Annotated in this window: 21 protein-coding genes; 7 read left to right on the forward strand and 14 right to left on the reverse strand. The window is 65.7% G+C overall.

Going from position 1 to position 22,632, the window contains the following annotated elements; genetic code table 11:
- Positions 1 to 4: 4 nt before the first annotated feature.
- Positions 5 to 1,618 (reverse strand): peptide chain release factor 3, encoded by a 1,614-nt coding sequence (locus tag B5520_RS09540; protein WP_079596832.1) that lies wholly within the window; start codon positions 1,616 to 1,618, stop codon positions 5 to 7.
- A 302-nt stretch (positions 1,619 to 1,920) separates the two neighbouring features.
- Here B5520_RS09540 and B5520_RS09545 point away from each other — a divergent pair, with 302 nt between their 5' ends.
- Together B5520_RS09545 and B5520_RS09550 are read left to right on the forward strand one after the other, a co-directional pair.
- A complete protein-coding gene (locus B5520_RS09545) occupies positions 1,921 to 2,157 on the forward strand; it encodes a hypothetical protein (RefSeq protein ID WP_079596833.1) in 237 nt (78 codons plus the stop codon).
- A gap of 41 nt (positions 2,158 to 2,198) precedes the next feature.
- Positions 2,199 to 2,705, forward strand: coding sequence for a 2'-5' RNA ligase family protein (locus B5520_RS09550; protein ID WP_079596834.1), 507 nt, complete (start codon positions 2,199 to 2,201; stop codon positions 2,703 to 2,705).
- Between the two features lie 27 nt (positions 2,706 to 2,732).
- On the opposite strand, the gene B5520_RS09555 is transcribed toward B5520_RS09550, so the two are convergent.
- Positions 2,733 to 3,755, reverse strand: coding sequence for a DUF808 domain-containing protein (locus B5520_RS09555; RefSeq protein WP_079596835.1), 1,023 nt, complete (start codon positions 3,753 to 3,755; stop codon positions 2,733 to 2,735).
- A 400-nt stretch (positions 3,756 to 4,155) separates the two neighbouring features.
- On the opposite strand from B5520_RS09555, the gene disA reads away from it, so the two are divergent.
- Entirely contained in the window at positions 4,156 to 5,232 is a 1,077-nt protein-coding gene (disA, locus tag B5520_RS09560) for a DNA integrity scanning diadenylate cyclase DisA (protein WP_079596836.1), read from the forward strand.
- A 25-nt stretch (positions 5,233 to 5,257) separates the two neighbouring features.
- On the opposite strand, the gene B5520_RS09565 is transcribed toward disA, so the two are convergent.
- A complete protein-coding gene (locus tag B5520_RS09565) occupies positions 5,258 to 5,944 on the reverse strand; it encodes a hypothetical protein (RefSeq protein WP_079596837.1) in 687 nt (228 codons plus the stop codon).
- A 283-nt stretch (positions 5,945 to 6,227) separates the two neighbouring features.
- Here B5520_RS09565 and B5520_RS09570 point away from each other — a divergent pair, with 283 nt between their 5' ends.
- The 3 genes from B5520_RS09570 (at position 6,228) to B5520_RS09580 (ending at position 8,151) form a co-directional block, all read left to right on the forward strand.
- Positions 6,228 to 7,046: an A/G-specific adenine glycosylase gene (locus B5520_RS09570; protein ID WP_254865541.1), complete on the forward strand. Its 819-nt coding sequence runs from the start codon at positions 6,228 to 6,230 to the stop codon at positions 7,044 to 7,046.
- A gap of 72 nt (positions 7,047 to 7,118) precedes the next feature.
- Positions 7,119 to 7,550 (forward strand): DUF3592 domain-containing protein, encoded by a 432-nt coding sequence (locus B5520_RS09575; protein WP_079596838.1) that lies wholly within the window; start codon positions 7,119 to 7,121, stop codon positions 7,548 to 7,550.
- Positions 7,551 to 7,659: 109 nt separating this feature from the next.
- Complete coding sequence (locus B5520_RS09580) at positions 7,660 to 8,151, forward strand: hypothetical protein (protein WP_079596839.1); 492 nt, start codon at positions 7,660 to 7,662, stop codon at positions 8,149 to 8,151.
- A 16-nt stretch (positions 8,152 to 8,167) separates the two neighbouring features.
- On the opposite strand, the gene B5520_RS22735 is transcribed toward B5520_RS09580, so the two are convergent.
- From B5520_RS22735 to B5520_RS09605, 6 genes are all read right to left on the reverse strand, one after another.
- The gene (locus B5520_RS22735; RefSeq protein ID WP_176156831.1) at positions 8,168 to 8,338 is read right to left on the reverse strand and encodes a hypothetical protein; all 171 of its coding nucleotides are present in this window, start codon (positions 8,336 to 8,338) and stop codon (positions 8,168 to 8,170) included.
- Positions 8,339 to 8,418: 80 nt separating this feature from the next.
- On the reverse strand, positions 8,419 to 9,114 hold the full coding sequence (dhaM, locus tag B5520_RS09585) for a dihydroxyacetone kinase phosphoryl donor subunit DhaM (protein ID WP_079596840.1): 696 nt from the start codon (positions 9,112 to 9,114) through the stop codon (positions 8,419 to 8,421).
- Entirely contained in the window at positions 9,111 to 9,743 is a 633-nt protein-coding gene (gene dhaL / locus B5520_RS09590) for a dihydroxyacetone kinase subunit DhaL (protein WP_079596841.1), read from the reverse strand. Before dhaL ends, dhaM begins: the two co-directional genes overlap by 4 nt.
- 2 nt (positions 9,744 to 9,745) lie before the next feature.
- Positions 9,746 to 10,747, reverse strand: coding sequence for a dihydroxyacetone kinase subunit DhaK (gene dhaK / locus B5520_RS09595; RefSeq protein ID WP_079596842.1), 1,002 nt, complete (start codon positions 10,745 to 10,747; stop codon positions 9,746 to 9,748).
- Between the two features lie 207 nt (positions 10,748 to 10,954).
- Positions 10,955 to 12,370 (reverse strand): FAD-binding oxidoreductase, encoded by a 1,416-nt coding sequence (locus tag B5520_RS09600; protein ID WP_079596843.1) that lies wholly within the window; start codon positions 12,368 to 12,370, stop codon positions 10,955 to 10,957.
- A gap of 161 nt (positions 12,371 to 12,531) precedes the next feature.
- On the reverse strand, positions 12,532 to 13,041 hold the full coding sequence (locus B5520_RS09605) for an amino-acid N-acetyltransferase (RefSeq protein WP_079596844.1): 510 nt from the start codon (positions 13,039 to 13,041) through the stop codon (positions 12,532 to 12,534).
- 258 nt (positions 13,042 to 13,299) lie between these two features.
- Between B5520_RS09605 and B5520_RS09610 the strand changes: the two genes are divergently transcribed.
- Positions 13,300 to 14,775, forward strand: coding sequence for an amino acid permease (locus B5520_RS09610; protein ID WP_079596845.1), 1,476 nt, complete (start codon positions 13,300 to 13,302; stop codon positions 14,773 to 14,775).
- Between the two features lie 236 nt (positions 14,776 to 15,011).
- Here B5520_RS09610 and B5520_RS09615 read toward each other — a convergent pair whose 3' ends face one another.
- The 5 genes from B5520_RS09615 to lysS form a co-directional block, all read right to left on the reverse strand.
- Positions 15,012 to 17,129 (reverse strand): S9 family peptidase, encoded by a 2,118-nt coding sequence (locus tag B5520_RS09615; RefSeq protein WP_079596846.1) that lies wholly within the window; start codon positions 17,127 to 17,129, stop codon positions 15,012 to 15,014.
- 430 nt (positions 17,130 to 17,559) lie between these two features.
- A complete protein-coding gene (locus B5520_RS09620; protein ID WP_079596847.1) occupies positions 17,560 to 20,052 on the reverse strand; it encodes an ATP-dependent Clp protease ATP-binding subunit in 2,493 nt (830 codons plus the stop codon).
- 357 nt (positions 20,053 to 20,409) lie between these two features.
- A complete protein-coding gene (locus B5520_RS09625) occupies positions 20,410 to 20,745 on the reverse strand; it encodes a histone-like nucleoid-structuring protein Lsr2 (RefSeq protein WP_079596848.1) in 336 nt (111 codons plus the stop codon).
- Between the two features lie 139 nt (positions 20,746 to 20,884).
- Positions 20,885 to 21,076, reverse strand: a complete 192-nt coding sequence (locus B5520_RS09630) for a hypothetical protein (RefSeq protein ID WP_079596849.1) — start codon at positions 21,074 to 21,076, stop codon at positions 20,885 to 20,887.
- Positions 21,077 to 21,078: 2 nt separating this feature from the next.
- Positions 21,079 to 22,617, reverse strand: coding sequence for a lysine--tRNA ligase (gene lysS, locus B5520_RS09635; protein WP_079596850.1), 1,539 nt, complete (start codon positions 22,615 to 22,617; stop codon positions 21,079 to 21,081).
- Positions 22,618 to 22,632 lie beyond the last annotated feature (15 nt).

Here is a 22,632-nt window from a genome sequence, read left to right on the forward strand (position 1 = left end):
CGCCCTACTTCGCGGGGTTGTGGGTGCCGATGGGCACCAGGGTGAGGTCCGGGTGGTTCTTTTCGATCCGCCGCAGTGCCCAGACGTCGTTGAACAGTGCGAGGTATTCGCCGTCTGACCGCAAAAGCACCTCGGCGCCCGGCACGTTTGCCAGCGCCGGCATGGCATCCGCCGTCGAAATCCTGGCCAGTGAGTACGGCAGGCGCTCCAGGCGCATGGGGGCGCTGAAGTCGTGGGCCATGCGGTCCTCCACCACTTCGAACTGCATGGGGCCGACGGCGGCGAGCACCGGCGCCTGGTCTCCGCGGACGTCGGAGCGGAGCACCTGGATGACGCCCTCGTGCTCGAGTTGTTCGATGCCGCGGCGGAATTGCTTGAACTTGCTGGGGTCCTTGGAGCGCGCAACCTGGAAATGCTCGGGAGCGAACAACGGGATGGCGGGATACTCCACCGGTTCCTCCAGGAACAGGCTGTCACCGACGCGCAGGGAGGAGGCGTTGACCAGGCCCACCACGTCGCCGGGATAGGCCTCGTCAATGACTTCGCGTTCCCGGCCGAACACCTGCTGGGCGTACTTGGTGGCGAAGGACTTGCCGGTGCGGGTCTGGGTGACCACCATGCCGCGCTCGAAGACGCCGGAGCAGACGCGGATGAAGGCCACATGGTCGCGGTGGGCCTTGTTCATGCCGGCCTGGACCTTGAAGACAAAGCCGGAGAACGGCGACTCGACGGGCCTCGGCGTGCCGTCCACGTCGGGGCGGGGCGCTGCGGGCGGGGCAAAGTCCACCAGCGCGTCCAGCAACTCCTTGACGCCGAAGTTGAGCGCGGCGGAGCTGAACAGGATGGGGGTCGCCTTGCCGGCGTGGAAGCTCTCGACGTCGAACTCCAGGTTCGATTCGATCACCAGGCCGGCCTCGTCCACGGCGTCCGACCAGTTGCTGCCCTGGCTTTCCGCCGCTTCCTCGGGGGTGAAGTATTCGGTGATGGCGATCTGCGCGCCGGCGTTGTTGCGCTGGAACCGGGCGAAGCGGTCATTGCGCAGGTCCCACACGCCGCGGAAATCGCCGGAGATGCCCACCGCCCAGGTCAGGGGCATGGGCTGCAGGCCGGTGCGCTCGGTGATTTCGTCCATCAGGGCCAGGGCGTCGAGTCCGGGGCGGTCCCACTTGTTGATGACGGTGATGATGGGAAGGTTGCGCTGCTTGCAGACCTCGAACAGCTTCATGGTCTGGGTTTCCAGGCCCTTGGCGGCGTCCACCAGCATCACGGCGCAGTCGACGGCGGCGAGCACTCGGTAGGTGTCTTCGGAGAAGTCGGCGTGGCCGGGGGTGTCCAGCAGGTTGATGACGGTGTCCCGGTAGGAGAACTGCAGGGCCGCCGAGCTGATGGAGATGCCGCGGTCCTTCTCCATCTGCATCCAGTCCGAGACGGTCTCCTTGCGGTTCGCCTTGCCGCTGGAGGCGCCGGCAGTGCCGATCACCTTGGCATGCAGTGCGAGCGCCTCGGTCAGCGTGGACTTGCCGGCATCGGGGTGCGAAATGACAGCAAAGGTCCGACGGCGGCCTGCCTCTTTGTGAATCGCCGAGATCCGGGCGGGGGTCAGGACATCTTGGGACACGGTGCTACTTTCGCTGCGGGTGGGACTGCCCGGGCGCCTTTCGGGCACTGCGCGCCGGGGCGCTGCGGCCCGAGGCCGGGAAACGGGCTGGCGGAAAGCCAAGTTCCAGTTTATCGCAGGGCGGCAAATCCCAGCGGTCCCGTTTATCGCAGGGCGGCAAATCCCAGCGGTCCCGCTTAACGCCGCCGAAACCAGCAGTTCAAAGCCGCGAAATGAGTCCCCGCTACCGTGGCCGCATGATGACGCGTGGCAATGCCTTCCGCGGCAGTTGCACATCCTGCGGGGAAAGGAACTGATCAGCCGTGCACGGTATCTATTTTTCGGGCAACCTCTTTTTTGATCCCCTTGCGGGCGGGCTGTCAGCACCCGGCGGTGGCGCCGGTGTGCGCGGAGGCGAGCCCGTGGACAGTGCAGGCGGCAGGCCCCCGCGCCGCGGGACGCAGACGCTGGCCGAACAGAAGGCGCTCCGCGCCGCGTCCCTTGTGAAAGTCAGCAGGGACCTGGAACGGATGGTGCGGGAGCGCACACGCTCCCGGTGACGCTTCCCGGTGTTTATGGCCTGTAGCGGCATGATGGGTGCATGCGCAGTATCGAGTTGACGTTCGACGACGATACGGACGCCCGCATCAGGTCCGACTGGGCCAGGCTCGCCGGGGCGGACGTGCCCAGCCTTGCTGCCCACACGGCCCCCAGCAACCGCCCGCACATCACCCTCGCGGCGGGTGCCGGCCTGCAGCTTTCCGGCGATAATCAGGAGTTTCTGCAGATGCTGCCGGTTCCCGTTGAGTTTTCCGGTGTCCTCGTTTTCCCCGGCGGTCCGGGAAAGTACGTTCTCTCCCGCTCCATCGTGCTGACCCGGCAGCTTCTGGAACTGCATCGCCTCGTGCATAAGGCGGCAGCTGGAGCCGTACCCCTCACCCGTCCCGATGCCTGGACACCGCACGTCACCCTCGCCCGCCGCGTCCCGCACCACCTGCTCGGCAGGGCAGCGGAACTTCTGGACCTGCGGCTGGAGGGCGAATGCACCAACGCCAGGCTGTGGGACAGCGGCACCAAAACGGTCACGTCACTCGGAAGCCACCCCTAGGTCTGGCTTGGGCGTACCGGCCGGAACCTAAGGGGCGGGATCGTGAGGTTTTGCCGGCTTGTAGCCGGCGAGTTCGGCGCGGATGTCGCCCTCCTCGTGCCCGCCCTTTTTCTTGCCAATGGGCAGCGCTTTCAGCAGGGGGTGCACAACAGCCATGACGACGAGGCCCCAGGCCAGGCCGACGACGGCCGAGCACAGGGTGTTCACAAGCCAGCCCAGGAAGCCGCCAACTACGGCGATGCCGGCGAAGGGCTTCTCCAGGACATGGACCAGGTCGTAAGGGGCGTGCCAGCCAAGGTCGTGTGCACCCTGGAGCATGATGTGGCCGCCCACCCACAGCATGGCGATCGTCCCCACAAACGTGATCCCGGCCAGAACGGCGGGCATCCCCTTGACGAGCAGCTCACCGAAGCGCTTGGAGCCGGCAGAGTCCTTGGTGGTCAGGTGGAGGCCGATGTCGTCCATCTTGACGATGAGGGCAACGGCACCGTAAACCAGCACCGTGATGACGAGTGCCACCACTACCAGGATGAGCGCGCGGACCCACAGGGATTCATCGGCCACCTCGTTCATCGAGATGACCATGATTTCGCAGGACAGGATGAAGTCGGTGGTGATGGCGCCCTTGACCACCTTGGCTTCCGCGCCCGGTCCGCGGTCCACCGCCGGTGCGTCCTCCTCGGCGGTGTGGTGGCCGCGGAGCTTGTGCCAGACCTTTTCGGCACCCTCGTAGCAGAGGTAGGTGCCGCCCAGCATCAGGATGAACGGGATGGCCCAGGGGACGAAGGCGCTCACCAGCAGCAGCGCCGGCAGGATGATGAGCAGCTTGTTCCGCAGTGAGCCCCAGAAGATCTTCTTGATCATGGGAAGTTCGCGGGACGGGTCCCTCCCGGACACGTACTGCGGTGTGACGGCGGCGTCGTCAATCACCACGCCGGCGGCCTTGGCGCCTGCCTTGGCGGCGCCGGCCGCGACGTCGTCCACCGAGGCTGCCGCGATGCGGGCCAGGGCTGCGACATCGTCCAGCAGGGCGACGAGACCGCCGCTCACAGGAGGTCCCCGTGCTGCGCGACGGCGGACGGCTGGGCGGATATGCGTCGGTTCAGGCGCGTGTTTGGCATGTTTGGAGTATATGACGGCGGGACTCGCGTCGGTGAGAGCAGGAAGGTTAACAGGGAGGGTGCCAGCGCCCGGGTGCACCCAACCTGCTTCTCCGTCCGGAAGCAGGTCCAAGCCAAAGTGCCTTTCGGGCACCCGCCGCGGAACGCGCTTCCAGCGGCTTCCGCAGCAGCCCCTAATGGGGCACTTTGGGGCTTGCCCGTGCGGAAGTTGGGGTTTCTTACCCCTATCATTGAGCTTGCGGGAAACTGAGCATTTTCAGATCCTGCCGGCCATCCAATAAAGCCGGCATTCTTGCGGGCGGCGGTCCGCACCTTTGAAGGGAACACCTATGGCGCGGAGCCCCGAAGAGTCACTCAGGGCAACTCTGGGCAGGGTGGCACCCGGAACCCCCCTCCGTGACGGCCTTGAGCGGATCCTGCGGGGGCGGACCGGCGCGCTGATTGTCCTGGGCTCGGACCGGACCATCGACTCCATCTGTTCCGGCGGGTTCGATATCGGCATCGACTTCTCCCCCACCCGCCTCCGCGAACTCGCCAAGATGGACGGCGCCATCATCTGCGACAAGGACGCCGGAAACATCCTCCGCGCCGCCGTACAGCTTGTCCCCGACTCAAGCATCGAAACGCAGGAATCCGGCACCCGGCACCGCACCGCGGAACGCGTGGCCATCCAGACCGGCGTTCCCGTGATCTCGGTCAGCCAGTCCATGCAGATCATCGCCCTCTACGTCAACGGCCTGCGCCACGTGCTGGAAGGCTCGGAAAAGGTCCTGGCCCGCGCCAACCAGGCACTGGCAACCCTGGAACGCTACCGCTCCCGCCTGGACCAGGTCACCAGCTCACTCTCGGCCCTCGAGATCGAAGCAATGGTCACCGTACGGGACGTCGCCGTCACACTGCAGCGGCAGGAAATGGTCCGGCGCATCTCGGAGGAGATCTCCCAGTACGTCCTGGAACTCGGCGAGGATGGCCGCCTGCTCTCGCTGCAGCTTGACGAACTGACGGTAGGCCGCGGGCCGGGCAGCGACGTCATTATCCGCGACTATGCGAGCCCGGACGCCTCCGCCGAGGACATCGAAAAGGCCGTCAGCGAGCTGGTGAACCTCGGCCCCACCGAGCTGATCGACCTCGGAAAAATTTCCGGGATTGTTGGCTTCGCCGGCGGTGAAGCCAACCTCGATGCCGTGGTCCAGCCCCGCGGCTACCGCCTCCTGTCCGGCCTGAAGGCAGTACCCAAGGCCGTCGCCGACCGCCTGGTGGACCACTTCGGGGGGCTGCAGTTCCTGATGGCCGCCACCATCGACGACCTCATGACCGTGGACGGGATCGGCGACCAGCGCGCCCGGACAGTCCGCGAAGGCCTGAGCCGCATGGCTGAAGCAAGCCTGCTGGACCGCTTCCTCTAGGCAGCCCTCCGGAGCCAGCCGGAGACTAGTTCAGCTGGAAAACAGCCTTGGGGCTGGCCTTCGAACCGAGCTTGGCGGTGAAGATGTAGTACGCCCCGCCGGTGCCGGGCTTGGACTCTACCGCCTGGCAGCCCTCCACGGTCCTGTTCCGGGACCACGGGAAGTTGGCCGTCTCGCTCGCGCCGGGTGCGATGGTCTTCACGAGGTCCTCGCTGGTGGCCTGGCAATCCCGCGACGAGAAGATCCGGTCCGGCCCGCTGGTCACCAGGAATTCCATCTGGGAGGTGCCGATGTTGACCTGGCAGGGCATGGTGCCGCCGTTGGTCACCTTCAGTGTCAGCAGGGGGTTTTCCTCCGGACCGTACGCGGCCTTGTCGGTGGAGGCGGAGACCGTGACCAGGTTCTGGTTGCAGGTGGGCGTGGGGGAAGGAGTGGGTGTGGCGGACGGAGCGGACGCGGACGGTTCAGGCGTGGCGGTTGGCGACTCTGAAGCGGCAGGGCTGCCCGCGGGATCCGTGGACGAGGCCTGTTCGGACCCGGAAAACACTCCGGCCAGGGCGAACCCGCTGACCACCAGGGCGATGACCATCAGCAGCGCGCCGCCCGCAAACAGCCGGCGGCGGCGGTAAACGGCGGGGCTGGCCTTCCGGACGCTGCTGGAACCGGATGCCGATGCTTTGCCGCGCGTTGATGAATCCCCTTGCCTGCCCATCCTCCTAGGCTAGAGAAGCGCGCCGGTTCTGCCTGGCCACCACGCCGCCGGGCCGCCATTGCTCTGGTCACATCCGCTTTTCAGGCTCCCGGAATACATCCATTACAGTGTTGGGATCGACACTAAGACTCCCTCTCCGGCCGCGCCCGCAACACTGCAGGGAAGCGGCGTGGAGCTTCAGCAGCTGCACAGCCGGATCACCGGCTGGTTCGCCGAAACCGCCCGCGACCTGCCCTGGCGCGAACCCGCATGCTCCGCGTGGGGCGTGCTGGTCAGCGAGATCATGCTGCAGCAGACGCCCGTGGTCCGGGTGCTTCCGGTCTGGCAGGAGTGGCTCAAACGCTGGCCCACCCCCGCAGGGCTGGCAGGTGAACCTGCCGGTGAGGCGGTGCGTTCATGGGGCAGGCTGGGATATCCCCGCCGCGCCCTTCGCCTGCACGCGGCGGCAGTTGCCATCGTCCAGGACCATGGAGGGAAGGTCCCTGACACCTACGCGGAACTGCTGGCTCTTCCCGGCGTGGGAAGTTACACGGCCGCAGCCGTGGCGGCGTTCGCCTACGGCCGCCGGGAGACGGTGGTGGACACCAACATCCGCCGCGTCCACGCACGGCTGGTCTCCGGCGTCGCGCTTCCCGCCCCGGCGCTGACCGCAGCGGAGATGCGCCTGGCCGCCTCCCTTTTGCCGGACGACGACGGCACGTCCGTGCGCTGGAACGCCGCGGTCATGGAGCTGGGCGCCTTGGTATGCACCGCGCGTGCGCCCAAATGTTCCACCTGCCCTGTGAGGGACTCCTGTGCGTGGCTCGCGGCAGGTGAGCCGCCGCCGTCGTACGTCCCCAAAGGCCAGGCCTGGCACGGCACTGACCGCCAGGTCCGCGGCGCCGTGATAGCCGTGCTGCGCCTGGCTGAAATCCCTGTGCCGGCCGAGATGTTCACCCATGAGCCCGCCGACCTGGGCTTTGCTCCCGAAGGAATCGGCGTGCCGCTGGCAGCCCTGCACCGGCTGAACCCGCCGCCCGAGCAGCTGGAACGTTCCCTGTCGGGGCTGCTCGCGGACGGACTCGCCGAAATGCACGACGGCGGATACCGGCTTCCTGCCTGAGCCCACCAGGATCTGACGTGCAATTATGCCTGAGCTGGCATACTTCTTGGTGACCGGAGCCGGGGGGAAGCCATGAAAATCATCCTGTACATCGTGTGGGCGCTGTTCGTCGCCGCCGCCGTCTTTGCACTGATCCACGCGGCGCGGAAGACCAGGCGCCAGGAACAGCTCATGACGGGCTGGCCGAAGGCGCAGGCTACAGTGACCGGCAGCGTGCCTGGTTGGACAAGCGGCGGCGGCGGCTCCAGCCGGAACCGTCGCTTCTTCCCCACCTACCAGTTCACCGACACCCGCGGCACCTTGTTCATGGGCAAGTCCGAAATCTCCCGTGCCGTCCAGCCCGTTCCCGGTTCGCTCATTGAGGTGGCCTACAACCCCGCAAACCCGAATGAATCGCTGCAGGTTTCGTCGGCCCCGCGGACCACGCTCGGCTGCCTCATCCCGTTCTTTGCCGTCTTTGCCATCGCCCTGTTCTGGTTCATCGGCATCTTCCCGGTGGGTTGACAGGCGCCCGGTCTCCTTTTGGCTGTCGACAGGCCTGCAGCCATAACAATGCCGGTACCAGTTTGGCCGCTCCGGGGAACACCTGCGCCGGCCGGTCCTACGCTGAAGTATGCGCAAGCCGGGGCTGCTTTTGGCATTGATGACGACGGCGGGACTCGCCTCCGGATGCGGGCCCGGCCCTGGCGCCGTCCCCTGCCCTGCCATCGCGCAGGCGACGGCAGTTTCCGTGACGGTCGCGGCAGAATACGCGCCGCAGGTTGGCGCTCTCCACCTCAAGGCATGCCAGGACGGCACCTGCAAGGAATCCGGCGTCGAGCTGCATCCCGGGAGCGCCTCAATTGACCAGGGCTGCACCCCGGACGGCGTCTGTTCCGCAACGGCTTCGCCGGACGGCACCAAAGTGGGGGTGCTGATGCTGGAGACGCTGACGGAATCGCCCATGACGGTAACTGCGTCCGGGACCGCCGCCGACGGGACCGCCCTGCCTGTCCGCACCCTTGATTTCCGGCCCCGCGGTGAGTACCCCTTCGGGGAGCAGTGCGGCAGGTTCGTCACTGCATCAGTGACCCTGGACGCCTCCGGCCTTAGCGAGCGGATCTGACCCGGGAAGGCTTGATTCAGAACAGCGCAGGTTGGCTGAAGGGATGTCCCGCTTCCCCCGCGGCACCGGCAGCCGCAGCTTCGGCATCCCAGTCCAGGCCCAGTTCGGCGAGCAGCTCCTCCACAGACATCTGCCCGTCCAGCACTTCAATTTCGGGGGAGTTGTCGTCAAGGTGGAGCCGTTCCATGGCATCGAGCTTATTCGCAGCTTTCCCCAAAGATGCCCTGAACACACCGCGATGCCGCGATTCGGCACTCGCGGAATAACCTACGGCTCGCCGAAGCCCGCCTGCACCAGCCCGCCCACGTAGTTCACGGCCCGTTCGGCGTCCACGCCCCACGCTTCAACATGCAGCAAGGACCCCTTGCCGGCAGCCAGCGTCATGAGCGATGTCATGGAAGTGCCGTCCACCCCGTTGATGGTGACCTCGGCGTCCAGCGAGGACAGCCCGCCGGCGATCTTCGCCGCCGGCCGCGCGTGCATTCCGGCCTGGTTGATGAGTTCGAACTCGCCGGTGCAGGCCGGACCCTGGCCGGTGACCGAGCCCTCCTCCACCACCTGCTGCGGCGGAACGTCGGTACGCCGCGGCGGGCCGCCCGCTGCCTCGGCAGCGCGCTTGACGGCCTGGAGGTCCGCTCCGCCCTGTGCCGCGACGGCGGCTGCCACCAGCCCCTCCACCAGCGGCGCGTCGGCCAGGACCACACCGGCCGGGCTGTCCGCGAACTCCAGGGCGGACTCCGCCGTCATGACCGCCGACCCCAGGTCCGTGAGGATCACGGCGCCGTCGCTGCCGGCGGCCTGGTCCAGGGCGGCCAGCACCTTCTCAAGGCTGGTGCCGATCCTGCCGTCGCTGGTGCCGCCGGCTGCGACGATCACGACGTCGGGCGCCATTTGGGCGGCGAGTTCCACGGCGCCGTCGGCAATCTTTTCACTATGGGAGACCACCACAATGCTTACGGTCACGCAGCCGCCCCCACCGCAGCCCGAAGAATCAGCGCAGTGGACGCCGCCCCGGGGTCCCGGTGCCCGATGCTCCGCTCGCCCAGGTAACTGGCCCGGCCCTTCCGCGCCATCAGAGGATCGGTGGCCACAGCCCCGGCTTCAGCAGCCTCCGCAGCCGCCACCAGAACGGTCAGGACGTCGGGGCCGCCGTTCTCGGCAGCGGCCCGGGCAGCCTCGGCTGCGGGCGTCCAGGCATCCACCATCGTCTTGTCCCCGGGCTCCGCCTTGCCCCTGGCCACGATCCCGTCCCGGGCAGCGGCCAGGGCGCCGGCCCAGGCGGCCGGTTCGATCTCCGCTGAGTCACCCAGTGCCGCGGCCGCGCGGAGGAACGCCGTGCCGTAGAGGGGCCCGGCCGCGCCGCCCACCTTGGACATCAGGGTCATCGCCGTCAGCTTCAGGGCCGCACCGGGTGTTTCCGGCGCGGCTTCGGCCAGCTTGTCCAGCACGGCCTGGAAGCCGCGGTCCATGTTCTCGCCATGGTCGGAGTCGCCGATTGCGCGGTCAAGCTCAATCAGTTCAACGCGGTGTTCGGCCATGGCCTGGGCGCACAGCGTCAGCCATTTGACTGCCCACACAACATCCAGCACCACGGCTACACGCCCCAGCGGAGCGCTGCAGTGTGCACGGGCGCGTCCCACAGTTCGGTCAGTTCATCGTCCAGCCGGAGAACGGAGATGGAGCAGCCCTGCATCTCCAGGGCTGTGATGTAGTTCCCCACGAGTGAGCGTTCCACCACGGCTCCCCTGTCTGCCAGGATCTGCGCGGCCCGCCGGTAGACGATATACAGCTCGCTGAGCGGAGTGCCGCCCATCCCGTTGACGAAGAGCAGCACCTTGTCGCCCGGCTGGACTTTCAGGTCACCCAAAACCGGCTCCAGCAGGCGTTCGGTGATTCCGTCCGCATTTTCCATGGGGATGCGGTGCCGGCCCGGTTCCCCGTGGATTCCGATCCCGATCTCTATCTCATCCTCGCCAAGGTCAAAGCTGGGTGACCCGGCGTGGGGAACGGTGCAGGCAGAAAGGGCCACGCCCATCGTGCCAACGTTCGCATTGACGCGCTCACCGATGCCGGCCACGGATTCCAGGTCGTCGCCCCGTTCGGCGGCGGCGCCGGCAATCTTCTCCACCAGCAGTGTTCCGCCCACGCCGCGGCGCCCTGCCGTGTACAGGGAATCCTCGACGGCGACGTCGTCGTTGACAAGGACGGTACGGACACTGACGCCTTCCGCTTCGGCCAGTTCGGCCGCCGTCTCGAAGTTCAGCACGTCGCCGGTGTAGTTCTTGACGATATGCACGACGCCGGCGCCTGAGTTCACAGCGAGGGTTGCGGGAAGGATCTGGTCCGGCGTCGGTGAGGTGAACACCGCCCCCGGCACGGCGGCGTCGAGCATTCCCTGCCCGACGAAGCCTGCGTGCAGCGGCTCATGGCCACTGCCCCCTCCGGAGACCAGCCCTACCTTCCGGTTCACCGGCGCTTCCTTGCGTGTGATGAACGTGGGGTCGGTGCTGACGGTGACCAGGCCTGCGTGCGCCAGGCCGAAGCCCTGGACAGATTCTTCGACGACAGACCGGGGATCGTTGATGAGCTTTTTCATGGCGGTGCTCCTGGCCGTGTTCCTGGAGGGTATCCCTTTGACCCTACTACCGGCATACCGCGCGACGGTAGATTTCCGCTGGTGGGAGGCAGACGCAGCAAAGGGACAGCCCCCAATGACTGTCCCTTTCCTGAGCCCCCCATTCCCGGCATCAAGTAGTTTATCCATCAACTCGAATAAAGCCAATGGCCGCCATATGTGACGCTGCTAGGCCGCCGCGGCTTCCTGGACCAACGGGAGGACGGCATGGCCGTGGCGGAAGAGGTTCTTTGGATCGAACTCCGCCTTGGCCGCGGCCATTTTTCCCCGCAATTCTTCGGGCCAGGCACTGGCGGCAAGGTCCGGGGAGGCGAGATGGCCGTGCAGGTTCACGAGGGTGCCGCCGGTGCCGTAGGGTTTCAGCGCCGCCCGGGCGGCCTCGATTGCTTCAGGAACCAGGTGTGCGATGGGCGGCGCCATGATGCCGACAGTGAAGAACGAGAGCCCGGCGTCGCGGCCGCCCAGGCAATCCGCCCCGGCAGCGGCCCCGGCAAGGGGTTCGGCCAGGGCGCCGCCCATCAGGCGGATTTCGGTCAGCAGGAGCGGCGCGCGGCTGTCCGGGCCGGCAAGGTCAAGCAGGACGCCCTCGAGCCCGGGACCAAAGCCCTTGAGGAGCATGCCGCCTTCGCGCACGGGGACGGGATGCTGCGGATCTGCGTGGATTTCGTCCACCCTGTCATAAGGGAGCGGTCCCACTGCGTTCACCAGAACCGGCGCGGCGGCCCGCATGGGAGCAACAAGGGCGGCACCCTCCGCTTCGCTGCCCTGCCAGGCGAACCGCAGGTGCATCACAAACGTGCCCCGCAGGAAAGCTGGCACCTCTTCCATGTCCGGCAGCCGCAGGAAGGCCAGTGATGCAGAGGCCCCCAGCGGAAGGTCCCGCGTCCAGCTCCTAAAGCCGGCAAGGACGTCTTTGGCATGCACACCGTCGTAAAAAATGCCGCCGGCATACAGTTGGCCGGCCGGGAAGAGAGAGAACTCCATTGCGGTGACGATGCCGAAGTTGCCCTTGCCGTCGCGAAGCAGGGAGAACAGCCGCGGCTCGCTGACGAGGTCCACACGCCGCAGTTCGCCGTCGGGCGTGACCAGGTCAAAAGCCAGGACATGGTCCGAGGCGAAGCCGTATTTGCGGCCCAGGAGCGGCAGCCCGCCGCCAAGGGTGTAACCGACCACGCCGACGTCGGTGGTGGAACCGTGCAGGCCGGTCAGGCCGTGCGGTGCAGCCGCGCGGAGGACGTCGCGCCAGCGGATGCCGGCCCCAACGCGGGCAGACTGCTCCTCCGGATCGATGGATAGCTCCAGCATGTAGCGGGTGCTGATAAGGAGGCCGTCAGTGATGGCGTTCGCGGCGCCGTGGCCCGTGGACTGGACGGAAATGGACATGTTGCGGGCAGAAGCCCACTTGACCGCAGCCACGACGTCATCGGCGTTGACTGCGGCCAGGACCAGGTCCGGCGTGTGCCGGGTGGCGAGATTGAAAGCTGCGGCTTCTGATTCATAGGAAGCGTCGCCGGGGGCATAAACCAGCCCGCGGACAAGGAGCTGCAGTTCGGTTTTTGCCGTATGGGTAGGGAGATTCTGCATTTCTGGCTTTCACTAGTTGGGCTGCTCCCCAGCAAGCCTCAACCAGTTTATCCATCGAATGGATGGATAGGAAGGGCCGAAAAATCATCCATAATTCGGCACAGTACTAGGCACGATGGGACGACCCCGCGCGCGCGCCCCTGACCCGGTTCCGCGCGGTCCTAAAGGAACCTGATCATGCGGGTGTTGCCCAACGTGTTCGGCTTGACCCGGGCAAGGTCCAGGAATTCGGCAACGCCTTCGTCGTGTGAGCGGAGGAGCTCTGAATACACCACCGGGTCCACCGCAGACTGGTCCGCCATAACCTCGAAGCCGTGGCGCTTGAAGAAGTCCACCTCAAAGGTCAGGCAGAAGACGCGTGCCACACCCAGGGCGCGGGCTTCGTCCAGCAGGCTCTCCACCAGCACGTGCCCCACTCCCCTGCCGCGCCAGTCCTCGGAGGCCGCCAGGGTGCGCACCTCCGCCAGGTCCTCCCACATGACGTGCAGCGCCCCGCAGCCAATGACGTCGCCGTCACTGGACTCCGCAATCCGGAACTCCTGCAGGCTTTCGTAGTAGGCCACCGTCTCCTTCGCCATCAGGATCCGCTGGTCCGCCAAAGGCGCCACCAGCTTCTTGATGGCGGACACATCACTCGTGCGGGCAGGCCGGATATGGAAGGAGTCAGTCACAGGCCAATCCTAGTTCGACGGTGCCGCTGGTTGCGTTCTCCTCGGCATCGGCGCCGGAGTGGAGATACCCAGCAGTCGTACTTCATGGAGGGGTCGAGTTGAAGCAGCGCTTACGCTCGACGGCTGGATATAGCCGTGACTCCATAGAGTTCCGAGCTGTCGCTCGTTTACGTTTGCGCAGGTCAATGGTCAGCAAGCAGTGTTTCGGGTGTTACCCCCGTCACGCCGATGGGCAATGATGCCCACCCCGGAGGAAAAATGGCTTTAGGCTCCCCCACCCTGTCCGACACCTCACCGAAGCGCGACCAGGAGCACAGCGAGAAACGCGGCCTACGGCGCTCCATGGAGGCCCGCCACCTGGTGATGATCGCGATGGGAGGTGTCATTGGTTCCGGCCTCTTCCTCAGCTCCGGCTACACGATCGCCCAGGCCGGCCCGCTCGGCGCCATCATCGCCTACCTGATCGGGGCGGCCGTGGTCTACATGGTGATGGCCTGCCTGGGCGAACTCGCCGTTGCCTATCCTGTGTCCGGAGCTTTCCACATCTACGCGGCGAGGTCCATTGGTCCCGCTACCGGGTTTGCCACCGCGTGGCTTTACTGGCTCTGCTGGGCAGTTGCCCTTGGCTCTGAATTCACCGCTGCGGGACTTTTGATGCAGCGCTGGTTTCCGGAGGTGGATGTCTGGATCTGGTGCTTTAATTTTGCCGCGGTCCTGTTCACGCTGAATGCGATTTCGTCGCGGGTCTTCGGTGAATCCGAATTCTGGTTTGCACTGATCAAGGTAAGCGCAGTCATCGGGCTGATCGTCCTGGGCGGGGCGGCGTTGTTTGGTTTCCACCCGCTGGCAGAAAATGCTTACCCCTTCCTCGGCGAGAACCTCAATACCCCCCAAGGACTGTTTCCCAATGGAATTACCGGTGTCCTCATCACCACGCTTGCCGTGTTTTACGCGTTTTCGGGTTCGGAGCTAATTGGCGTTGCCGCCGGAGAAACCGCCAATCCCGCCGTCAACATCCCCAAAGCGATGCGGACCACCGTTATTCGCCTGCTGATTTTCTTCGTTGGTGCCATTACCGTGATTGCCTGCACTGTTCCATACGAGGACGCCTCGTTGGAGGCAAGCCCCTTTGTCACCGTCTTCTCACAGCTCGGCATTCCCTACGCCGCCGACGTCATGAATTTCGTCATCATCACCGCCCTTTTGTCCGCGGGAAACTGCGGCCTGTTTTCCTGCGCGCGGATGCTTTTCTCCCTTGCGGATGAAGGACATGCACCCAAGGCGCTGGGGAAACTGACAAAACGTGGAATTCCTATGCTTGCCCTGTGCGTCAGCATGCTGGGCGGCCTGGCATCCCTGGTGAGCAGCGTGGTGGCCCCCACCACCGTGTACCTGGTACTGGTGTCGATCGCCGGGTTCGCCACCGTGGGGGTGTGGATGTCCATCACGGCATCACACTTCTTCCACCGCCGTGCTTTTGTCCGATCTGGGGGCCGCACCGCAGACCTCGCCTACAAAGCACCACTGTTTCCGCTGCTGCCCATCGTGGCATTCATCCTGTGCCTGATCTCCCTGATAGGCATCGGCTTCGACCCCACCCAGGCCACCGCCCTCTACTTCGGCATCCCCTTCGTGGCAGCCTGCTACGCCTACTTCCACTTCAAGTACGGCCGCACGCAAAAAGGTCGGCAAAAGGAGCAGGACGAGGAACAGGAAACGGTAGACGCGCCCTAACTTAACAAACCGCGAGGCAAGGAAAAGAAGGTCTGGACAAATATGTAGCGTGCGTCGCGAGTGCGGCGATGCTCCGCACGTGGCGAAGGAGGCTGGGACATTTATGTAGCGTGCTTGAGGGCCCACGCTGGCAGGGTTCCCTGGCCGAGCTTGCGAGGCTAGGGGGCCAGTGGGGATGGAGGAGCAGCACGCGGTAAATGTCCCAGCCTCCGTTTGCCGGACTCAGCCGAAAAGAACTAGAGCCCCAGATCAGAAGGCAGAGGCAGATCCTGGTCCAGGACGTGCCGGGCCAGGAAGTGCTCTACGACGCCGTACCAGACCTTGGCGTGCTGAGGCTGGAGAACCCAGTGGTTCTCGTCCGGGAAGTACAGGAAGCGGTGGGGCGTCTGGCCGTCCTGGTCTGCTGCCAGCTGGGATTTGGACAGCAGCTCGTACCAAAGCCGGAGGCCTTCCCCGATGGGCACCCGGTAGTCCTTGTCCCCGTGGATGACCAGCATGGGGGTGCTGATCTTTTCGACGTGCAGGTGCGGGGAGTTGTCCAGGGCCATCTCCCCGGTCATCTCCTTCAGCCAGTATTGGGAGGCGTCCGTGGTGGGACCGAACTGGTCGAGGGCCCAGAGGCTGGCGTGGGTGACGATGGCCCTGAACCGGTCCGTTTGCCCGGCCACCCAGTTGGCCATGTAACCGCCGAATGAGCCGCCCATGGCCGCAATCCTCTCCGCGTCAATGTCAGGGCGGCCGACGGCGGCATCCGTCACCGCCATGAGGTCCGTGAAAGGCGCCTTGCCCCAGGAGCCCCAGCCGCGCTGGATGTACGCCTGGCCGTAGCCTGTGGACAGCGCCGGGTCAGGCAGCAGCACCGCATAGCCCCGGGCCGTCAGCAGCCACGGGTTCCAGCGCCAGGTCCAGGCGTTCCACGAGCCCAGCGGCCCGCCGTGGATCCAGAGCAGCATCGGCGCCGGACTTTCAGCTGAAGCACCCTCCGGCAATGCAAGGTAGGCGGGGACGCGGGAACCGTCCGCAGCCGTCGCGGCAATGCGCTCAAGCCTGCCCGCACAGGCGGGCCGCTCCGCAGGTGCCGGCAGCCTCGTGGTTTCCCCGGTCTGCAGGTTGATGCGTACCGCCTCCGGCGGGAACTCGTACGAGCTGCGGAGGGCGTAGGCGCTGCGGCCCTCCGGCGAAACCACGACGTCGGTGTATGCCGCCGCGTCCTGCGTCACCCGGGTGACGCTCACTTCCGCGGCAGCCGCCGGAACGCTGATCCGGAAAAGCGGCGACGCGCCGTCGTCGTCCGCGGTGACCAGGACGGCTGAACCGTCCGGCAACCAGGCTGCCGGTTTGGGCCAGCGGTCCCAGTCGTGGGCCAAGGGTTGCAGGCACGCCCCGTCCGCACTCCCGGACATGTCGAGCAGGTGCAGCTTGACCTCAGGGGCCCGTCCCGGGGTGGAGTCGCTCTCGCTCACCACCAGCAGGGTCCTGCCGTCCGGGCTGACGGGACCCGGGAAATAACTTATGCCTTCTCTGTCCAGCAGCACCTCGTGGTTGCCGGAAGCGACGTCCACCGCCACCAGGATGGACCGGCTGTCCGCCCGGGCGAGGGGTTTGGTGTAGCTGGTGAAGATGGTCCGGCCGTCGGGGCTGGTGACGGTTTCCGCCTCCCGCAGCCGGGGACCGGCGCCGGGCGTCAGGTTGCGCAGGACCAGGGGCGCGGTGGCATCCACTGTTGCGGGCTTGCCGGCCGCCTTATCCTCGCCCGGTTCAACGGCGAAGATCCGGGGCTGGCCGGGGCCAAGGTCGGCGTCCCAGTACCGCACCGGGTATTCGCTGTGCAGGATGGCCGAGACTTTGTTGTCCTTGCGTGCTTTGCGGCGGCGGGCGTCATCTTCCTCGTCGGCGGAACCGGCCAGGATCTCCGCCGTGACGAATACCGAGCCGGCGTTCCTCGCCGTCAGCACGCTCCCCACACCGCCGGGCCGGCTGAGAACCACCCGGGCCTCGCCGCCGTCGGCAGGGAGCAGCCAGAGGGCACTGACGGGATCCTCGTCCGGGTTCTCGGGGTCCGGCCGCGCGGACGTGAAGTAGACGTCGCCGTTGGCGGCGTAGGCGGCACCGGCCTCGCCCTTGGCGCTCCGGGTGATGCGCCGCGCATGCTTCTGCCCGGCGGGATCCAACTCCCACAGCGCCGTCGCGTACTCGGTGCCCTTGCCGTTCAGGGTGGCCACGGTGGTAACCAGCCGGGTGCCGTCCGGGCTAAGGCTCAGCCCACTCACCCGCGGGATGGACAGGTAATGGTCAAGGTCATGGAAAGGGGTCAAAGGTTGCTCGTCCGGGATCACCGGATTCTCGATAGCCATCCCCCGATTCAACCCGACTTGTGCTTTCCGTCACAACCACTTCACTCCAGGCGGAACGACGCCGGCACCCTCGAACGCTGCACAAGCGAGGTGCGCAGCTGGCTTGGCGCCGTCGGTCCGTGGCAGGGTCGCGCCGCCACCGGCGCCACTTGCCGCTTGCTGCTCGTTCCTCGCTTTGACGCAAGCTACACAAGTGGCCCCGGCACCTGCGCTAGGTGCCGCCGCGCACGAGGTGCCGGGCATCAGGGATTTATGTAGGCGCCGTCAAAGCGAGGAACGAGCAGGCGCCGGGAAATCTCTGATGGCCGGCACCGAAGCCAACCGAGGGAACACGCCCCAGCCACGCACCGGACTCAACCTTTGGGTGGTGCGGGTTAAAAGCGGAAGGCCCCGCCTGCTCTGGGAGCTGGCGGGGCCTTACGGTGATGCTTTAGACGCTCGGGGCGATTTCCGGGATGCGCGGCTTGGCGTTGCCGGCGAACGTGAACTTGGCGTCGTCGCCGTCGCCTTCCACGTCCACTACGACGATGTCGCCGGCGTGGATCTCGCCGAACAGGATCTTCTCGGAGAGCTGGTCCTCGATCTCGCGCTGGATGGTGCGGCGCAGCGGCCGGGCACCCATGGCGGGATCGTAGCCCCGGGTTGCGAGGAGCACCTTGGCCGCGGGCGTGAGCTCGATGCCCATGTCCTTGTCCTTGAGGCGCTTCTCCAGGCGGGTGACGAACAGGTCCACGATCTCGATGATCTCGTCCTGGGTCAGCTGCGGGAACACCACAACGTCATCAACACGGTTCAGGAACTCGGGGCGGAAGTGCTGCTTGAGCTCCTCCGTCACACGGGCACGCATGCGGTTGTAGCCGGTCTGCGTGTCGGTGCCCGACTGGAAGCCGGTGGCGACGCTCTTGGAGATGTCCCGGGTACCCAGGTTGGTGGTCATGATGATCACGGTGTTCTTGAAGTCCACCACGCGGCCCTGGGAGTCGGTCAGGCGGCCGTCTTCCAGGATCTGCAGCAGCGAGTTGAAGAGGTCCGCGTGGGCCTTCTCAACTTCGTCGAACAGCACCACGGAGAACGGACGGCGGCGGACCTTCTCGGTCAGCTGGCCGCCTTCCTCGTAGCCCACGTAGCCCGGAGGGGCACCGAAGAGCCGCGAGACGGTGTGCTTCTCCGAGTATTCGGACATGTCCAGCGTGATGAGGGCGTCCTCTTCACCGAACAGGAACTCCGCGAGTGCCTTGGCCAGCTCGGTCTTGCCGACGCCGGTGGGGCCGGCAAAGATGAACGAGCCGCCGGGACGCTTGGGGTCCTTGAGCCCTGCACGGGTGCGGCGGATGGCCTGGGACAGGGCCTTGATGGCCTCGTTCTGGCCGACCACGCGCTTGTGCAGTTCGTCTTCCATCTTCAGCAGGCGCGAGGACTCTTCCTCGGTCAGCTTGAACACGGGGATGCCGGTGGAGTTGGCCAGCACCTCGGCGATGAGATCCTCATCCACCTCGGAGATGTCGTCCATGCCACCGGACTTCCAGTGGCGCTCCTTCTCCGAGCGCTCGGAGATCATCTTCTGCTCTTTGTCGCGGAGCGCAGCGGCACCTTCGAAGTCCTGCGCGTCAATCGCGGACTCCTTCTCCATCTTCAGCTTGGCGATGCGCTCGTCCATGGCCTTCAGCTCCGGCGGAGCGGTCATGCGGCGGATGCGCAGCCGTGCGCCTGCCTCGTCGATCAGGTCGATCGCCTTGTCCGGCAGGAACCGGTCCGAGATGTAGCGCTCGGCGAGGCTGGCAGCGGAGGCCAGGGCGCCGTCGGTGATGGTGACGCGGTGGTGCGCCTCGTAGCGGTCACGCAGGCCCTTCAGGATCTCGATGGCGTGTGCCACGGAGGGTTCCTTGACCTGGATCGGCTGGAAGCGGCGCTCCAGGGCGGCGTCCTTCTCGATGTGCTTGCGGTACTCGTCCAGCGTGGTGGCACCGATGGTCTGCAGCTCACCGCGGGCCAGCATGGGCTTCAGGATGGATGCAGCATCGATGGCGCCTTCGGCGGCACCGGCACCGACGAGCGTGTGGATCTCGTCAATGAAGAGGATGATGTCGCCGCGGGTGCGGATCTCCTTGAGGACCTTCTTCAGGCGCTCTTCGAAGTCACCACGGTAACGGGAGCCGGCCACCAGGGAGCCAAGGTCCAGCGTGTAGAGCTGCTTGTCCTTGATGGTTTCCGGTACGTCGCCGCGAACAATGGCCTGGGCCAGGCCTTCGACCACGGCGGTCTTGCCGACGCCGGGCTCGCCAATGAGGACCGGGTTGTTCTTGGTGCGGCGGGAGAGGACCTGCATGACGCGTTCCATCTCCTGCTCGCGTCCGATGACCGGGTCCAGCTTGTTCTCGCGGGCAGCCTGGGTCAGGTTGCGGCCGAACTGGTCCAGGACAACGGAACCGGCAGGGGCGCCTTCGGGCTGGCCCGAACCAACGCCTGCACCGGTGGTCTCCTTGCCCTGGTAGCCCGAAAGCAGCTGGATGACCTGCTGGCGGACCCTGTTCAGGTCGGCGCCAAGCTTGACCAGCACCTGCGCGGCAACACCTTCACCCTCACGGATGAGGCCGAGCAGGATGTGCTCCGTGCCGATGTAGTTGTGGCCCAGCTGGAGTGCCTCGCGCAGCGAGAGCTCCAGTACCTTCTTGGCACGGGGGGTGAAGGGGATGTGGCCGGACGGCGCCTGCTGGCCCTGTCCGATGATCTCCTGCACCTGCTCGCGAACGCCGTCGAGCGAAATGCTCAAGGACTCAAGAGCTTTGGCGGCAACGCCCTCACCCTCATGGATCAGACCCAAGAGGATGTGTTCGGTACCGATGTAATTGTGGTTCAGCATGCGTGCCTCTTCTTGGGCAAGCACAACTACGCGACGGGCACGGTCCGTAAATCGCTCAAACATTTCGCCACACTCCTAGCTACGACGTACTTTGATGCTACGTGGCGGGCCCGGACTTGTGGAGCGTGTTCGCCACAGGGGAAACCGGAGGGGTTGCGGGAATATCGGCAGGACCCTTCCCTGCCGCGTACAGGCTGGCCTCACGGACTGGCTGCTGTGCGTGCCAGGGCCCCTTTGACGACGGAACTGGTGGGTTGATCCCTGCATGAAGGAAAGAGGAGCAGCTAACCCCGCCACCCCAAAAGTTTGGATTAATTACGACGACGGCGGGCCGCCTTGGTTTTTAGCGTTTCCGGAACCGAAAAAGCCCTGCTTCCCGGTTAGGGGAAGCAGGGCTTAATACGGGCACCGGGCCTGCGGCTAGGAATTTGCCTTTTGGTAGGCTTCCTGGATTTCGGCCTGAATTCGGCCGCGGCTGTTAACGGTGTAGCCGTTATCCCGCGCCCATTGGCGAATCTGTGCTGAATCGTGGCTGCGGCCCCCGGAAGGAGCAGCCTTGGTGCGGGTGGCGGCGCGGCCACCGGAAGCCTTTCGCGCTGCGGCAATAAACCGCTCAAGCGAAGACCGGAGTTCAGCGGCATTGGCCGCCGAGAGGTCAATCTCGTAGTTGGCCCCGTCGAGGCCAAACTTTACATTCTCGTCTGCGGATCCCCCATCCAGATCATCAACGAGGATGATGTTTACTTTCTGTGCCATTAAAGGTCTTCCTCTTGGAAAGGGTCGGTTTTCAGAAAAGCAGGATGTTTCCTTTAAAAGTATGACTCTTTTTATGGCAACGCGTCAAAGCGCCTAATGGTTCCTTGGGGATAAAGGCAGGAGATTAGGGGTTTTTTATCTATTTTGATTCGGGGTCCGGACGGTCCGCCGGCTGCGCGTCGGAGACCTGCGCGGCGCGGGCATCCGCTTCAGCCTGGGCCCGGGCCTCCGCCTGGCGCTCGGACTTGTCCGCATTGAAGATTGCCCTCATGGCGAACCAGAAGATGAGGCCCACCACCAGCGAGGGCAGGAGGACTGCCACGTATTCCATGATCAGTGCCCTTCGGGCTTCAGCAGGGGGAAGAGGATGGTTTCCCGGATACCCGCACCGGTGAAGAGCATCACCAGGCGGTCGATTCCGAGGCCGATGCCGCCCATGGGCGGGGCGCCGTACTCAAGCGCGCGCAGGAAGTCCTCGTCCAGCTGCATGGCCTCGTCGTCGCCGGCCGCGGCATGGCGTGACTGCTCGGTGAGCCGTTCGCGCTGGATGACGGGGTCGATCAGCTCCGAGAAGGCGGTGCCGCGCTCCATGCCGCCGATGATCAGGTCCCAGGCCTCGATGAGCCGGCCGTCCTCGCGGTGCGGGCGGGCCAGCGGCTGCGCGGAGGGCGGGTAGTCGTAGACGAAGGTGGGGTTCAGCAGGGTGGGCTCCACGATTTCGCCGAAGAGTTCCACCACCAGCTTTTCAGCGTCCCACTTGGGATCGACCTTGACGTCGTGCTTCTCCGCGATTCCGCGAAGCACCTCAAGCGGAGTGTCCGGCGTGACTTCCTGCCCAACGGCGTCGGACAGCCCGGGGTAGACCGCCAGCCAGGCCCACTCGCCGTCGAGGTTGATCTCCCCGGCGTCCGTCTGGATAGTGCGGCCCGCACCCACGGCGTCTGCGGCGTCGAGGATCATCTCCTTGATGCGTTTAGCCATAACGAACTGGTCCGCCCACGCCTCGTAGCACTCCAGGGTGGTGAATTCGGGGCTGTGGGTGGAGTCCACGCCCTCGTTGCGGAACACACGGCCCATGTCGTAGACGCGGTCGATGCCGCCCACCACGGCACGCTTGAGGTACAGCTCGGTGGCGATGCGCAGGGTCATCTTCTGGTCGAAGGCGTTCATGTGGGTCTCGAACGGCCGTGCCAGGGCACCGCCGTGGACTAGGTTCAGGATGGGCGTTTCCACCTCGACATAGTTGTGGCGGAATAGCGTTTCGCGGATGGACCGGGTGATGGCGGCACGCGTGTAGACCATTTCGCGGGCTTCGTCGCGGACCATCAGGTCCACGTAGCGCTGGCGGACGCGGGTTTCCTCGTTCAGCTCGGCATGCAGCACCGGCAGCGGACGGAGGGCCTTGGAGGCCATGGTCCAGGATTCGGCCATGATGGACAGTTCGCCGCGGCGGGAGGAAATCACCTCGCCCTTGATGAACACATGGTCGCCGAGGTCCACCAGGGCTTTCCAGTCGGCGAGCGCTTCCTCGCCGATGTTGGCGAGGCTGAGCATGGCCTGCAGCCGGGTCCCCTTGCCGTCCGTGCCGCCCTCCTGGAGCGTGGCGAAGCACAGCTTGCCGGTGTTGCGGACGAAGACCACGCGGCCGGTGACGCCCACAATGTCGCCCGTGGTGTCGTCCGCCTCGAGGTGGGCGTACTTTTCACGGATTTCGGCGAGGGAGTGGGTCCGTTCCACGCCCACCGGGTACGCCTCCGAGCCGCGCTCAATCAGCTTGGCGCGCTTCTCCATGCGGATCCGCATCTGCTCGCTGGCGTCGAGGGGCTCTGGGGCGTTCTTGGGGGCGGGGGTGTTTTGGGAAGTCACAGTCATCAAGTTTACCGGGAG

Origin of the sequence: Arthrobacter sp. P2b (genome assembly GCF_900168295.1) — a bacterium.
In the GTDB taxonomy this organism is placed as follows: Bacteria; Actinomycetota; Actinomycetes; order Actinomycetales; family Micrococcaceae; genus Arthrobacter.